This is a genomic window from Roseateles terrae (genome assembly GCF_014192155.1).
GTDB lineage: Bacteria > Pseudomonadota > Gammaproteobacteria > Burkholderiales > Burkholderiaceae_C > Roseateles > Roseateles terrae.
In genome coordinates this window covers 101737-116115 of record NZ_JACHXO010000004.1, presented here as the reverse complement: position 1 = coordinate 116115, position 14379 = coordinate 101737, and the positions used below count along the sequence as shown (strand labels likewise).

General features: G+C 67.2%; 11 protein-coding genes. 9 read left to right on the top strand and 2 right to left on the bottom strand.

What is annotated here, in order from left to right; genetic code table 11:
* Window positions 1-138: 138 nt before the first annotated feature.
* From FHS28_RS12420 to FHS28_RS12380, 9 genes are all read left to right on the top strand, one after another.
* Window positions 139-885: a FadR/GntR family transcriptional regulator gene (locus FHS28_RS12420; protein ID WP_088451481.1), complete on the top strand. Its 747-nt coding sequence runs from the start codon at window positions 139-141 to the stop codon at window positions 883-885.
* Window positions 886-1039: 154 nt separating this feature from the next.
* Window positions 1040-2047 carry a Bug family tripartite tricarboxylate transporter substrate binding protein gene (locus FHS28_RS12415; RefSeq protein WP_088450881.1) on the top strand — a complete coding sequence of 336 codons (1008 nt, stop codon included), beginning with the start codon at window positions 1040-1042 and terminating at the stop codon, window positions 2045-2047.
* Between the two features lie 175 nt (window positions 2048-2222).
* A complete protein-coding gene (locus FHS28_RS12410; RefSeq protein WP_088450879.1) occupies window positions 2223-3554 on the top strand; it encodes an enolase C-terminal domain-like protein in 1332 nt (443 codons plus the stop codon).
* Window positions 3555-3704: 150 nt separating this feature from the next.
* Complete coding sequence (locus FHS28_RS12405) at window positions 3705-4700, top strand: Bug family tripartite tricarboxylate transporter substrate binding protein (protein WP_375140743.1); 996 nt, start codon at window positions 3705-3707, stop codon at window positions 4698-4700.
* A gap of 85 nt (window positions 4701-4785) precedes the next feature.
* Window positions 4786-5568 carry a 2-dehydro-3-deoxyglucarate aldolase gene (gene garL, locus FHS28_RS12400; RefSeq protein WP_088450877.1) on the top strand — a complete coding sequence of 261 codons (783 nt, stop codon included), beginning with the start codon at window positions 4786-4788 and terminating at the stop codon, window positions 5566-5568.
* Window positions 5569-5602: 34 nt separating this feature from the next.
* Window positions 5603-6487, top strand: coding sequence for a 2-hydroxy-3-oxopropionate reductase (gene glxR / locus FHS28_RS12395; protein ID WP_088450875.1), 885 nt, complete (start codon window positions 5603-5605; stop codon window positions 6485-6487).
* A gap of 17 nt (window positions 6488-6504) precedes the next feature.
* The gene (locus tag FHS28_RS12390; RefSeq protein WP_088450873.1) at window positions 6505-7806 is read left to right on the top strand and encodes a glycerate kinase type-2 family protein; all 1302 of its coding nucleotides are present in this window, start codon (window positions 6505-6507) and stop codon (window positions 7804-7806) included.
* 454 nt (window positions 7807-8260) lie between these two features.
* Complete coding sequence (locus tag FHS28_RS24610) at window positions 8261-9067, top strand: Crp/Fnr family transcriptional regulator (protein WP_088450871.1); 807 nt, start codon at window positions 8261-8263, stop codon at window positions 9065-9067.
* A gap of 177 nt (window positions 9068-9244) precedes the next feature.
* Window positions 9245-10081, top strand: coding sequence for an HDOD domain-containing protein (locus tag FHS28_RS12380; protein WP_088450869.1), 837 nt, complete (start codon window positions 9245-9247; stop codon window positions 10079-10081).
* A gap of 95 nt (window positions 10082-10176) precedes the next feature.
* Here FHS28_RS12380 and xdhB read toward each other — a convergent pair whose 3' ends face one another.
* Window positions 10177-12651 (bottom strand): xanthine dehydrogenase molybdopterin binding subunit, encoded by a 2475-nt coding sequence (gene xdhB, locus FHS28_RS12375; protein WP_088450867.1) that lies wholly within the window; start codon window positions 12649-12651, stop codon window positions 10177-10179.
* Window positions 12648-14330: a xanthine dehydrogenase small subunit gene (gene xdhA, locus FHS28_RS12370; protein ID WP_088450865.1), complete on the bottom strand. Its 1683-nt coding sequence runs from the start codon at window positions 14328-14330 to the stop codon at window positions 12648-12650. Before xdhA ends, xdhB begins: the two co-directional genes overlap by 4 nt.
* Window positions 14331-14379: the final 49 nt, after the last annotated feature.

Sequence of the window (14379 nt, the reverse complement as noted above, 5' to 3'; positions counted from 1 at the left end):
CACCTCTCCCTCGTCCACGGCCGGCCTTCGGGCCGGCTTTGCTTTGCCCGGGTCGCGGGCGCCCGCTTTCCCGCGGGTGTCCGCGCTGGTGAAAGCCCGGTGGTCTAATCCTCCCAGTTGTCGTACAACTCCATGGCCATGAACGCCCGTCCGTCCGTCCGTCGTCCCCGCAGCCTGGCCCTGGGCCTGGTCGAGTCCCTGGGGGAGCGCATCCGCACCGGGGTGCTGGCCTCGGGCGACAAACTGCCGACCGAGGCCGCGATCATGGAGGAATTCCAGGTCAGCCGGACCGTGGTGCGTGAGGCCATCTCCAAGCTGCAGGCCTCGGGGCTGGTGGAGACCCGCCACGGCATCGGCACCTTCGTGCTGGGCATGGGGGAGGGCGGTGCCTTCCGCATCACCGCGGACCAGATGGCGACGCTGCACGATGTGGTGGCAGTGCTGGAACTGCGGATCGGGGTCGAGACCGAATCGGCCGCGCTGGCGGCGCAGCGGCGTACCGAGGCCCAGCTTGCGGCCATGCAGGAGGCGCTCGACGCCTTTGCAGCCGCTGCCGAAGCAGGCCGGGACGCCGTAGGCGCGGATTTCCAGTTCCATCTGGAAATCGCCCGCGCGACCGGCAACCCGCACTTCGAGCAGTTGATGTCGACGCTGGGCGCACCGAGCATCCCACGCGCGCGTCTCTCCACCGAGCAGCCGGACGCGGCGGCCCAGCGCGACTATCTGCGCCGGGTCAACGCGGAACACGAAAGCATCCTGAATGCCATCGCAGCGCAGGATGGTGAAGCCGCCCGCGCGGCGATGCGCACCCATCTGGCCAACAGCCGCGAGCGCCGGCGGCGTGCGGCTCTGGCGCTGCAAGCCCAGCCGAACGCCTCCGTATAAGTCCCCATCCGGGAGGCCGGATTCCCAGTTGTCAGCCGCTCGACTGCACTTGTATGATGACTGACAACAAGGTCGCCACACGTCGTTGAGAGAGCGGCCCGTTCGGAATCGGTCCCGTCCGTGGCAGGGCAGGGGCCGTCAACTGGAGACATTGATGAACCGCTTGATTCGCCGCCTGAGCTCGGGCCTGGCGTCCGCCCTCTTCACCGTGGGGCTGACCTCTTCCTTGTCCGTCATGGCCGTGAGCCCCGCCCTGGCGACCGGCTTCCCGGACAAACCGGTCACGCTGGTCGTGCCGTTCCCGCCTGGGGGCACCAGTGACTTCCTGGCCCGCGCCATGGGCGCCAAGCTCCAGACGAAGTGGGGCCAGACCGTGATCGTGGACAACAAGCCGGGGGCCACAGGCACGCTCGGCACGGCGCAGGTCAAGCGCGCGGCGCCGGACGGCTACACCATCCTGGTGTCGTCGCTCGGGCCGTTCGTGATCGCGCCGCATTTGCTGAAGGCGGTGCAGTACGACGCGGTGAAGGACCTGGACCTGCTGACGGTGGCGGTGCAGGCGCCCAATGTGCTGGTGGTGCCGGCGTCGTCGCCGCTCAAGTCGATGAAGGATGTGATCGACGAGCTGAAGAAGCGGCCCGGGCAGATGAGCTTCTGCTCGTCCGGCAATGGGTCGTCGGACCATCTGACAGCCGAGCTGTTCTGGCTGCAGACCGGGACGTCGGGGCTGCATGTGCCGTACAAGGGCGGCGGTCCGGCGATCAGCGACCTGCTGGGCGCACAGATTGATGCGTCGTTCCAGAACATCAACTCGGTGCTGACGCATATCCAGGCCGGCAAGCTGCGAGCACTGGCGGTGACGGGTGACAAGCGGTCGCCAGTGCTGCCGGACGTGGCCACGCTCAGTGAGCTGGGCGTGAAGGGCGCGGATGTGTATTCGTGGCAGGGCGTCGCGGTGCCGCGCGGCATGGCCCCGGCACTGCGGACGCAGCTGGTGAAGGACATGACCGCGGTGCTGCAGGACGCCGGGCTGCAGAAGCAGTTCAAGGACCTGGGATTCGAGGTGGTGGCGAGCCAGCCGGATCAGGCCCAGGCGTTCCAGAAAGCCGAGTTCTCCCGCTGGAAGCAACTCATCGAGACGCGGAAGATTTCGGCGGACTAGATCTGGCCCCCCCCTACGCGCTGCGCGCGCCCCCCAGGGGGCAAGGCGGAGCCCGGCAAAGCCGGATCTCCAGCCTTCGCTGGGGGCGGACGGCAGCGCGACTGGAGCGCTTCTCCTGGTCGAGCGGCCGTCCTTTGTCGGAAGTGGGAGTGAGCGTTGTGATATCGGAGTGTGTATGACAAGTCCTTTGGTCAAATCGGCACGGGCCATTCCGGTCGCCGGGCGCGACGGCATGCTGATGAACCTCAGCGGTGCCCACGCGCCTTTTTTCACCCGCAATCTGCTGATCCTGGAAGACAACGCAGGTCACGTGGGCGTCGCGGAAATTCCCGGTGGGGAATCCATTCGCAAAACCCTTGAAGAAGCCGGCGCGCTGCTGATCGGACAACCCGTCGCCCGCTGGAATGCCCTGCTCTCCGAGATCCGCGCTCGCTTCCAGAACCTCGACGTCGGCGGGCGCGGTCTGCAGACCTTCGATCTGCGCACCACCATCCACGTGCTCACCGCCGTCGAATGCGCTCTGCTCGACCTGCTTGGTCAGCATCTCGGGGTGCCCATCTGCGAATTGCTCGGCGAAGGGCAGCAACGCAGCAACGTGCCCATGCTGGGCTATCTGTTCTTTGTGGGCGATCGCACGCGCACGAATCTGCCCTACCTGAATCCGGAAGACGAGACCGGCAGCGATCCGTGGCTCTCGCAACGCCATCAAACCGCCATGACGCCCGACAGCATCGTGGCACAGGCCGAAGCAGCCCAGGCCCGCTATGGCTTCAAGGACTTCAAGCTCAAAGGCGGCGTGCTGGCCGGGGAAGCCGAAGTCGAAGCCATCCGCGCCCTCAAGGCACGCTTCCCGGATGCCCGCATCACCCTCGATCCCAATGGCGGCTGGCTGCTGAAAGACGCCATCCGCCTGCTGCGCGACCTGGGCTCGGTGCTCGCTTATGCCGAAGATCCCTGCGGCGCTGAAGATGGCTTCTCCGGCCGCGAGGTCATGGCCGAATTCCGCCGCGCCACCGGCCTGCCCACCGCCACCAACATGGTCGCCACCGACTGGCGTCAGATGACCCATTCGCTGGCCCTGCAGTCGGTCGACATTCCTTTGGCGGATCCGCACTTCTGGACGATGTCCGGCGCCGTCCGCGTGGCCCAGACCTGCCGCGACTTCGGGCTGACCTGGGGCTCCCACTCCAACAATCACTTCGACGTGTCGCTGGCGATGTTCACCCACGCCGCCGCCGCCGCGCCCGGCCGCCTCACCGCCATCGATACCCACTGGATCTGGCAGGACGGCCAACACCTCACCCACGATCCGCTGCGCATCGTCGGCGGTGAAGTGGCCGTGCCCCAGGCCCCCGGCCTCGGCGTCACCCTCAACATGGAGGCCGTCGAAGCCGCCCATCAGCTGTACCTTCAGCACGGCCTCGGCGCCCGCGACGACGCCATGGCCATGCAGTTCCTCATCCCCGGCTGGCGCTTCGACCCGAAGCGGCCCTGCATGGTGCGTTGACCTTCGCCCGCGCCACCGGTCCCCGGACCCGCGGCGCGCCCCATTCCCTGCATCCATCGTCACTGCGCCGGCGCGCTCCATTCGAGAGTCCTCCAGGAGATCGCCAGATCCCGCCGCCCGGTAATGACCTTCCACCCCTTGGAGAGAGACATGTCCATGAATGCCATGAAAGCCCGCCGACGCGCGCTCACCCTGTTGGCCACGGCCACCGCCGCCACCGCCCTGAGCCTGGTCACCACCGGGGCCTGGGCGCAAGCCTGGCCGACGCGGCCGGTGCGCATCATCGTGCCCTACACACCCGGTGGCTCGTCCGACATCATCGCCCGCGCCATCCAGCCGATGCTCGCCGAGGCGCTGAAGCAGACCATCATCATCGACAACAAGCCCGGCGCCAGCGGCAACCTCGGCGCGGATGCAGTGGCCAAGGCCACCGACGACCACACGCTGCTGATGTGCGACGTCACCGCCCTGGCCATCAGCCCCTCGCTCTACACCAAGCTGTCCTTCGATCCGTCCAAGGACCTGAAGGGCGTGGCGATGCTGGCCTACAGCCCGCACATGCTGGTGGTCCACCCCTCGGTGCCGGCCAACAACCTCAAGGAATTGGTGGCCCTGTCGAAGACCACCAAGATCGACTTTGCCGTCACCGCCATGGGCAGCGCTCCCCATCTGGCCGGCTTTGCCGTGGCTGCAGCCACCGGCGCCAAGTGGGAATACATCCCGTACAAGGGCGGCTCGCAGGCGGTCACCGACACCATCGCCGGTCAGACCCAGGTGCTGATGAACGGCATGCTGGCCACGCTCCCGTTTGTGCAGAACGGCAAGCTCAAGGTGCTGGGCGTCAGCAAGGCCACCCGCGTGCCGCTGCTGCCCAATGTGCCGACGATTGCGGAGCAGGGCGCACCGGGCTTCGAGTCCGGCACCTGGCAAGGCATTCTGGCGCCCAAGAGCCTGCCGGCCGACGCGGTGAACAAGCTGTCCGCAGAACTCGTCCGCATCATCCGCTCGCCGGACCTGCGCGCCCGCCTCGCCTCCCAAGGGGCCGAGGTCAACACGATGAACCCCACCGAGTTCAACGCCTTCTTCGCCAAGGAGCGTCAGAACTGGGCGGGTGTCGTGGCCAAGAGCGGCATCAAGCTGGACTGACAGCTGGACTGACCACTGCATAGACCGCTGCACTCACTGCCGGGCTCACTACCCGGCCTCTCGATTGATTTCCTGGAGCCTTTTCATGCCCACGCCCACCACCCCCTACAGCAGCTTTCCCAACACCTTCCGCCAGCGGCTGACGGCGGGTGAACAACTCATCGGGTGCTGGTGTTCGCTGGCCAATCCCATCACGACGGAAGTGCTGGGGGTGGCGGGCTTTGACTGGCTCCTGCTGGATGGCGAGCATTCGCCCAATGATGTCGTGAGCTTCGTGCCGCAGCTGATGGCGCTGAAGGACAGCGTCAGCGCGCCGGTGGTGCGTCCGTCCAGCAACAATGTGGTGGAGATCAAACGTCTGCTGGATGCCGGCTTCTCCAACTTCCTCGTGCCCTTCGTCGAAACCGTCGATCAGGCCCGCATGGCGGTGGCCGCCACCCGTTATCCGCCGCAGGGCATCCGCGGCGTCTCCGTGTCTCAGCGCAACAACCGCTACGGCACCATCCCGGGCTACTTCCAGGGCGTCAACGAGCAGATCAGCGTCAGCCTGCAGATCGAAAGCCCGGCCGGCGTCGCCGCTGTCGCGGAGATCGCGGCGGTGGAAGGCGTGGACGCCATCTTCATCGGCCCCTCGGACCTGGCGGCCGGTTATGGCCACCTGGGCAACCCGGGCCATCCGGATGTGCAGGCGGCCATGGCCGGTGTCTTCAAGGCCGTCAAGGGCCTGGGCAAGGCGGTGGGTATTCTGGCGCCCGTGGAGGCCGATGCGCGCCGCTACATCGAGATGGGCGCCACGATGGTGGCGGTGGGCAGCGACCTGGGCGTCTTCCGCGGCGCCACGCAGGCCCTGCGCGACAAGTATCTGTGAATCGATTCCGAACCCGCGTTTTGAAGGAGAAGTCATGAGCATCAACATCGGTTTCATCGGCCTGGGCATCATGGGTGCGCCCATGGCACTGCGCCTGGCGCAGGGCGGCCACACGCTGTTCGTCAACACCCGCAGCGACGTGCCGGCGGACCTCGTGGCCGCAGGCGTCACCGTGCTGTCGAGCGCCGCAGAAGTCGCCCGCAAGGCCGACGTCATCTTCACCATGGTGCCGGACACGCCGGACGTCGAGCTGGTGCTCTTCGGTGCCAACGGCGTGGCGGAGGGCCTCTCCAAGGGCAAGACGGTGGTGGACATGAGCTCCATCTCCCCGATGGCCACGAAGGACTTCGCCGCACGCATCGAAGCGCTGGGCGCCGAATGGCTGGATGCGCCGGTCTCTGGCGGCGAAGTGGGCGCCAAGGCGGGCACGCTGAGCATCATGGTGGGCGGCAAGCCTGAGACCTTCGAGCGCGTGCAGCCGCTGTTTGCGCTGATGGGCAAGAACATCACGCTGGTGGGCGGTGTCGGCGCGGGCCAGACCACCAAGGTGGCCAACCAGATCATCGTCGCACTGAACATTGCGGCGGTCAGCGAAGCGCTGGTCTTTGCTTCCAAGGCGGGCGCGGATCCGGCCAAGGTGCGCGAGGCGCTGATGGGCGGTTTTGCTGCCAGCCGCATTCTGGAAGTGCATGGCGAGCGCATGATCAAGCGCACCTTCAACCCCGGCTTCCGGATCGGCCTGCATCAGAAGGACCTGAACCTGGCGCTGCAAAGTGCCAAGGCGCTGAGCCTCTCGCTGCCCAACACCGCCAACACGGCGCAGCTGATGCAGGCCTGCGCCGCCCAGGGCTGGGATCAGCTCGACCACTCCGCCCTGGTGCGCGCAGTGGAACTGCTGGGCAACCACGAACTGGGCTGATCGGACGGACGACCGCGATGCAAGCAGACACCGCTCTCCAAGACCCGCGCGCCTTCCTGCGCCACCTCTATCAGGTGGCGGTGGAGCGGGCCCTGCCGGGCAAGATCCTCGCGGGTCACCTGCCGCCGCCACCCAAGGGCCGGACCCTGGTGCTGGGCGCGGGCAAGGCGGGCGGCTCGATGGCCCAGGCGCTGGAAGCGGCATGGCCTGCTGCAGCGCCGTTGTCCGGCCTGGTCATCACGCGCTACGGGCACATCCCGCCGGATTACCGTCCGGAGCGCATTGAACTGGTCGAAGCTTCGCATCCGGTCCCGGACGCTGCGGGAGAGCGGGCTGCGGCCCGCATGCTGGCGATGGTCCAGGAGGCCCGCCTCACCGAAGATGATCTGGTCATCTGCCTGATTTCCGGCGGCGGCTCTGCGCTGCTGAGCCTGCCGGCTCCGGGCCTCACGCTCGCCGACAAGCAGGCGGTCAACCGGGCGCTGCTGGCGAGCGGCGCGCCGATCCAGGAGATGAACTGCGTCCGCAAGCACCTCTCCGCCATCAAGGGCGGGCGGCTGGCCGCGGCATGTGCACCCGCCCGTGTGCTGACCCTCATGATTTCTGATGTCCCGGGGGACGACCCGGCCATCATTGCATCCGGTCCCACGGTGCCGGATGCCACCACCTGTGCCGATGCGCTGGACATCTGCCGCCGCTACGGCATCGAGCTACCCGAGATCGCCCGGCAGGCGCTGGCGCGAGGGGATTGGGAAACACCCAAGCCCGGCGACCCGCGATTCCAAGGGCACGAACACCACATCATCGCGGCGCCTCGGCAGAGCCTGGAAGCTGCGGCTCAAGCCGCACGCCAGATGGGCCTGCCGGCCTATGTGCTCTCCGACGAAATCGAAGGCGAATCCCGTGACGTGGGACGGGTCCATGCGGCGCTGGCGCGCGAGGTCGCCCGCCACAACCAGCCCTTCCAGCGGCCCTGCGTGATTCTGTCTGGCGGTGAAACCACGGTCACCCTCAAGCCCAATCCGGGGCGTGGGGGCCGTGCGGGTGAATTCCTGATGGGCTGCGTGCTGGCCCTGCAGGCTGAGCCCACCATCTGGGCCCTGGCGGCGGACACCGACGGCATTGATGGTGTCGAGGACAACGCCGGGGGCTTCATCACCCCGGACAGTTTGGCGCGTGCACGGGCGCTGGGACTCAAGCCGGCGGAACTGCTGGCGGCCAACAATGGCTATGCGTTCTTCGAGGCGTTGGGGGACCTGCTCGTGACCGGTCCGACGCAAACGAACGTCAATGATTTCCGGGCGCTGCTGATTCGCTGAGGGTGTGTCGGGACTTGCCGAGCCAGGCTCGTTCTTGCGTCGTTGCGCACTGCTGAGCTACTGCGAAGGGTTTCCGGTCTTGATGGGGTAGGGCGTGGCATGCGGCGTTTGCCGCGATGACGGGCACTGCCTGATGCAGTGCACGAATCGTGGGCGTGCAGGGTGTCGGAAGGTGCGGAGCCGGGGGCCTTTTGCGGAAGTAAAGAAGGGAATGGCCGGCGTAGCCGGACAGGAATGACATGGAGCAAAAGGTGCCCGGCTCCGTGCCTTCCAGCGCAGTCCACCAGCCAAGACACCGCCCAAGACACTATCCAGGACACCTGCCAGGACACCGCCCTCACCCACAGGCGCAACAACCGAAGAACACCCTCACCAGTTGTTGACCTGCCGCAAAGTCCTTCCCGCCTCCCCAGGCCACAGTGCAGTTTCCGCCACTGCTGCCGCTGCCTGCATCGTGCCTCACCTCGACACCTGGTTCAATGATCCGGTTCCCCCGGCCCATGATGCTGGCGTCGGTGCGCACCTGCCGCCGCTTTCGCGGCCGACGGGCGAGAGCATCGTCTCTTCCTCCCTGGCCAACCGCTTTATCCGCTGGCCTTCGCTCTTCAGCGGACTTGAACTCCCCGAAGACGCCCGTCAACTGCTCAACAGCCTCGTTGGCTTGCGCACCTTCCCCCAGGGCGCGGCCATTTTCCGGCAGGGAAAGATCGCCACCCATCTCTATGCCGTGTGCCAGGGCTCCGCGGGCCTGGGCCGCAATCGTCAGGGCCGGGCCGACGCGCTCATGCAGAGCTTCCAGCTTCGCCGCACCGTGCATGAGGGCCAGTGGCTGGACCTTCACACCGCCTGGCTCGGCGCCGCCCATGACCTGGACGCCTGCGCGCTGACCACCCCCACCGTGGTCCTGGAATGGCCGCTCCACCTCGCCCGCGAGTTTCTCCAGACCCGCAGCGCCCCCGCCCTGGCGCTGCTCCAGTCCATGGCCGGCCAGGTCCAGCTCTGCAACAGCGACCTCCACGAGGTCCTCTCCAAAGACGCCCTCAGCCGGGTTGCCGCCTGGCTCATGCGCCGTGCGGGTCCTCACACCCAGTTCCGGATGCAGGAGCGCAAACGCGATGTAGCCGCCCAGTTGGCCATCTCCCCCGAGACCTTCTCCCGCATGATGCGCCAGCTCGAAAAACGCAGCCTTGTGCAGATCGACGGTTACCACCTCACCCTGCTCGACCGGGTCGCGCTTATACGCCTGGCGGGCGATGCATAACGGGCCCATGACAACGCCAGCCGCAGGGATCCCCGCTCCCCGTGACGTCTGACCGCCAAACCACAAGCGCATCAGGCCGCCCGCCGCAACACCCCCACCGAGCCCTTCACCGGCTCTAGCCGCCGCCGCCAGACCGGCATAGACTCAGTCGCCACGAACAACCCTCCAGGGGCGGTCATGGCGATGAACTCGAGTGCGGAACGGTTCTTCAGTGGGCATGGCAATCTGCCCGTCATGCCGGAAATCGGCCGACGATTGCTGTTGAGTCTGGATGACGACAACGTCACCCTCACCCAGATCGCGGATCTCATCGGCAAGGATTCGACCTTGTCCGCCAAGGTGATGCGCCTGGCCAATTCCGCGCGTTACAGCCCGTCCCACACCATTGCCACGCTGCAGGACGCCGCCATGGCCCTGGGCCTGGAAACCCTTCGCAATCTGGCGATGGCGGCGAGCCTCAGCGGCAGCTTCCCGCAGGTGCAGGGCCTGGACCGCCAGCGATTCTGGCGCCACAGCGTGCGCACTGCTGGCTACGCCCGCCTCTTGTGCAAGCTGTTGCAGGGCGATGCCGACACGGCCTACCTCGCCGGCCTGATGCTTCGAAGCGGGCAGTTGCTCATGGCCATGCGAGAGCCGGCGCAGATCGCCGAGGTCGAAGCCCATGCCACCGAGCCGGGCAGCCGCTTCTCCCTGGAGATGCACCGCTTCGCCTGCACCCATGCCGATGTAACGGCCGCGCTGGCGCAGCACTGGCATTTCCCGGCCGATCTGGTGGAGGCGTTCAAGGACGCCAATGCGCCGCTGGACATCCGGCCGTTCTCATTGCTGGCGGCGGTGTTGCATCTGGCCGAAGTGCTGGCCGACGCGGCTGATCAGCAGATCGACCCGGTCAAGGCGGTGCAGATCGCCGTGCCGGACCTGGTCGAGCACCTGCATCTGGATCTGGACTTCCTGCGGCTGCGACTGGAGGGTGCCGGCGATCCGGGTCAGGACGTGGACCTGATGCTGCACTGACCGGCTGTCCTGGGCGACTCTGAACGCCCGCCGTCTGCAATCTGCCAGCCGCCCTTAGCCCTTAGCCCTTAGCCCTTAGCCCTTAGCCCTAAGCCCTAAGCCCTTAGCCGCTGCTCGCAAGCCGCTGACGACGCCCCCTGAACGGCCTCGACCGCCGCCAGGATCGCTTCCGCCGTGGCGGGCGCCCGCAGCGGTGGGTCGCAACGCGCCGGCCCGGCGGCGGCCACGGCATCCTTGATGGCCAGCAGCACCGAGAACGGCAGCAGCAGGGGCGGTTCCCCGACCGCCTTGGATCGGTGGATGCTGTCCGCCCGATTCGGTGCGTCGAACAGCGCCACCCGGAAGTCCACCGGCATATCGTTGGCGGTCGGGATCTTGTAGGTGCTCGGCGCGTGGGTCAGCAGCATCCCGGTCTTGGGATGCCACACCAGCTCCTCGGTCGTCAGCCACCCCTGGCCCTGCACAAACGCGCCCTCCACCTGACCGATGTCCAAGGCCGGATTGAGCGACTGACCCACATCGTGCAGCACATCCGCCCGCAGCACCCGCGATTCGCCAGTGAGGGTGTCCACCACCACCTCGGCCACGGCGGCGCCGAAGGCGAAATAGAAAAACGGCTTGCCGGTCAGGGTGCTTCGGTCCCAATGCAGGCCCGGCGTGGCATAGAAGCCTTCACTCCACAGCTGAATGCGCGCCAGATACGCCTTGGCCACCAGCTCGCTGAAGGCGATGCGCGATCTCGTGCCGTCAGGCGCCGGGACAGCGTCAGCGTCCTCAGGCGTTCTCACATGGACCCATCCCGCTTCAAAGACCAGCGCTGCCGGATCACATCCCAGCAGCTGTGCAGCCAACGGCTCCAGCCGCTTCCGGATCCGCAACGCGGCATCCTGCGCGGCCTTGCCGTTCAGATCGGCCCCGGTCGACGCCGCCGTGGCCGAGGTGTTGGCTACCTTGCTGGTGTCGGTCGCGCTCGTGCGCACCCGGGCCAGCGGCACCCCCAGCGCCTGCGCCACCACCTGCGCCACCTTGGTATTGAGCCCCTGGCCCATCTCGGTGCCGCCGTGATTCACCAGCACCGAGCCGTCGGTGTAGACATGCACCAGCGCCCCGGCCTGGTTGAGGTGCACCACATTGAAGGAGATGCCGAACTTCAGCGGCGTGAGGGCGAGCCCACGCTTGAGCACCGGACTGCCGGCGTTGAAGGCCGCAATCTCCTGTCGGCGCGCGTGATAGTCGCTGGTGCTGATCAGACGATCGGTCAGCGGCTGCAGCAGGTTGTCTTCCACCGTCTGACCGTAGGGCGTCACCGACTGCCCGTCCCGATAGAAATTGCGCTGCCGCACCACCAGCGGGTCCAGCCCCAGCCGTCGCGCCACGCCATCCAGAATCATCTCGATCGCCAGCGCACCCTGCGGCCCCCCAAAACCCCGGAAGGCCGTGTTGCTCTGAGTATTCGTCCGTGCGCAATAGCCATGCATGCTCACATTCGGCAGCCAGTAGGCATTGTCGAAATGGCAGAGGGCCCGGGTCATCACCGGGGCGGAGAGGTCGGCGCTGTGGCCGCAGTTGGAGATCAGGTCGATGTCGGCCGCCAGCAGATGGCCTTCATCATCGAAGCCCACCGTCCAGCGGTAATCAAATCCGTGCCGGCGACCGGTGACGAGGAAGTCGTCGTCCCGATCCACCCGCAGCTTCACCGGCACACGCAGCCGGGCCGCCGCGACCGCGGCGATGCAGGCGAACAGCGCAGACTGCGATTCCTTGCCGCCAAAGCCACCGCCCATGCGCCGGCACTGCACCGTCACCTGATGGGCCAGGCCGCCCAGGGCATGGGCCACGAGCAGTTGCATCTCGGAGGGATGCTGCGTGGAGCAATACACCAGCAGCCCCTGATCTTCCTGGGGCAGCGCATAACTGATCTGGCCTTCCAGGTAAAACTGCTCCTGCCCGCCGACCGACCATTCGCCGTCCAGCCGGTGTGGCGCTTGCGCCAGGGCCGCGGCGGCATCGCCGCGCTGGAGATGCATCGGCGGCACGACGTACTGGCCCAGCGCATGCGCTTCCCGCGCCGTGAGCACCGGCGGCAAGGCCTCCGCCTGGATGACCGTACGCGCCAGGGCGGCGGCACGTCGCGCCAGCTCGCGGTCGGTTGCAATCACCGCAAACACCGGCTGACCGAGATAACGCAGCTCGCCGTCGGCCAGCAGCGGGTCGTCGTGCAGCAGGGGGCCGCAGTTGTTCTCACCGGGGAGGTCTACAGCGGTGATCACCGCCACCACCCCGGGCTGACGACGCAACTGGTCCACGTCGATCGAGAGCAGCCGGCCATGCGCCACGGGCGACAGTCCCAGCGCGGCATGCAGGGTGCCTCGCACTTCGGCGATGTCATCGGTGTAGACCGCTTCGCCGCTCACATGCAGATGGGCGGATTCATGTGCGCGGCTCACGCCGACTTGCGGTTGTGGTTGTTGTTGCGACTGCGACTGCGACTGCGACGGCGATTGCGACTGCGACTGCGACTGCGACTTGGCGCCCAGCTCCGGCACCGGGAGATCGAGCGCTTTGTTCATGGCTGTGCTCCGGAGGGGGAGGTCGCGGCACCGGCACCGGCCCCGGCCCCGGCCGCAGTTGGTGCAGGCGCAGCGGTGGCGAGCGGTGCCGAGACGAGGCCGTGGGAGCTCATTCGCCATACGCTCACCGCTTGCGGAGGGAGCGGTGCATCGTCCCGCGTCTCCAGCCAGAACCGGCGCAGCAGGTTGGCGGCGACACGGAGTCGGTAATCGGCGCTGGCGCGCAGGTCGGTCAGCGGCTGGAAGTCCTTGGATAGAGCCTGCGCAGCGGCCGTCACGGTGGCCTCGTTCCACGGCTGGCCCAGCAATGCAGTCTCGGTCGCAGCGGCCCGCTTGACGATGGCCGCCATGCCGCCGAAGGCCAGTCGCACTTGCTGCACAAGTCCGTTCTCGACGGTGACCGCCATGACGGCGCAGAGCGCCGAGATGTCGCTGTCGTAGCGCTTGGACATCTTGTAGGCCCGCAGGCGCCGCAGCGCGGAGGATGATGCAGCACCCGCAGCACCCGCAGCACCCGCGACGCCCGCAACACCCGCTTCACCCGCAGAACAGCCAGCGACGCCCGAACTCAGTGGAACTTCCATCGCCTCCAGGAACTCTCCCGCCTCCATGGCGTTCTTCATGTAATCCAGATAGAAGGCAGCCAGCGGCATCCTGCGTTGCCGCGCGCCTTTACGCAGCACCACCTCGGCATCCAGCGCCATCAGCACCGGTGCGCCATCCCCGATCGGCGAGCCGTTGGCAATGTTGCCCCCCAGCGTGCCCGCATGCCGCACCGGCGGCGAGGCAAACCTCAGCCACACTTCCCGCAGCTCGGGCACGGCCGCCGTCAGCGCCCGCCACGCGTCTTCCAGCAACGCAGCAGCGCCGATGCGCAGCACACCGTTCTCGCTGGTGATCTTTCGAAGCGCCGCCACGCGGCCCACCAGAATGATGTCGCCCAGATCCCGATGCTGCTTGTTCACCCACAGGCCCACGTCGGTCGCACCGGCCACCAGCCGCGCCTGCGGCAAGGCTTCCCGCAGCGCCGCGAGCGCCTCGATCGTCTGCGGTGCATGCACCCGCTGCATCGGTCCATCCCGCGCGGGACTCTCGAAGGTCAGCGGGGCATCTGTTGCCAGCGTCTTCAGCGACGCCACCAGCGGCGCACGATCCAGCCGCCTCACCGGCAGGTCGAACATCCGTTCCCCTGCGTCCAGCAGGGGCCGGTAGCCGGTACAGCGGCAGAGATTCCCGGACAGGTCATCCGCCAGCTGCTGCCGGCTCGGCCGGGTGCCATCTCCCTGATGCCGCTCATACAAGGCCTGCAGCGTCATCGCGAAACCCGGCGTACAGAACCCGCATTGCGAGGCGTGGCAGCTCACCAGCGCCTGCTGCACCGGATGCAGGTCCTGACTGCCGCCCAGGTCTTCGACGGTCAACAGCGCCTGGCCGTCCAGCATCGGCAGGAACTGGATGCAGGCATTCACGTTGCGCAGCTCGACCGCCTCGCCATCGGCTGAAAGCTCCCCCACCACCACAGTGCAGGCGCCGCAGTCTCCCTCCGCACAACCTTCCTTGGTGCCGCATTGATGGGCATGGTCCCGCAGGTACTGCAGCACGGTGGTCGTGGGCGGCAGCCCGGACACCGACTGAATGGCTCCTCGGTGGACAAAACGGATGGGGCGGGCAGCGGTCATGATCCCCGTACGTTACTCCTCCGATCAGAAAATGGTTATAGGATCTGCC

Bases quoted from the DNA above. Each gene is read 5' to 3' on its own strand.
- FHS28_RS12420 (WP_088451481.1), top strand. From the start codon at position 139: ATGAACGCCCGTCCGTCCGTCCGTCGTCCCCGCAGCCTGGCCCTGGGC.
- FHS28_RS12415 (WP_088450881.1), top strand. From the start codon at position 1,040: ATGAACCGCTTGATTCGCCGCCTGAGCTCGGGCCTGGCGTCCGCCCTC.
- FHS28_RS12410 (WP_088450879.1), top strand. From the start codon at position 2,223: ATGACAAGTCCTTTGGTCAAATCGGCACGGGCCATTCCGGTCGCCGGG.
- FHS28_RS12405 (WP_375140743.1), top strand. From the start codon at position 3,705: ATGTCCATGAATGCCATGAAAGCCCGCCGACGCGCGCTCACCCTGTTG.
- garL (WP_088450877.1), top strand. From the start codon at position 4,786: ATGCCCACGCCCACCACCCCCTACAGCAGCTTTCCCAACACCTTCCGC.
- glxR (WP_088450875.1), top strand. From the start codon at position 5,603: ATGAGCATCAACATCGGTTTCATCGGCCTGGGCATCATGGGTGCGCCC.
- FHS28_RS12390 (WP_088450873.1), top strand. From the start codon at position 6,505: ATGCAAGCAGACACCGCTCTCCAAGACCCGCGCGCCTTCCTGCGCCAC.
- FHS28_RS12380 (WP_088450869.1), top strand. From the start codon at position 9,245: ATGGCGATGAACTCGAGTGCGGAACGGTTCTTCAGTGGGCATGGCAAT.
- xdhB (WP_088450867.1), bottom strand. From the start codon at position 12,651: ATGAACAAAGCGCTCGATCTCCCGGTGCCGGAGCTGGGCGCCAAGTCG.
- xdhA (WP_088450865.1), bottom strand. From the start codon at position 14,330: ATGACCGCTGCCCGCCCCATCCGTTTTGTCCACCGAGGAGCCATTCAG.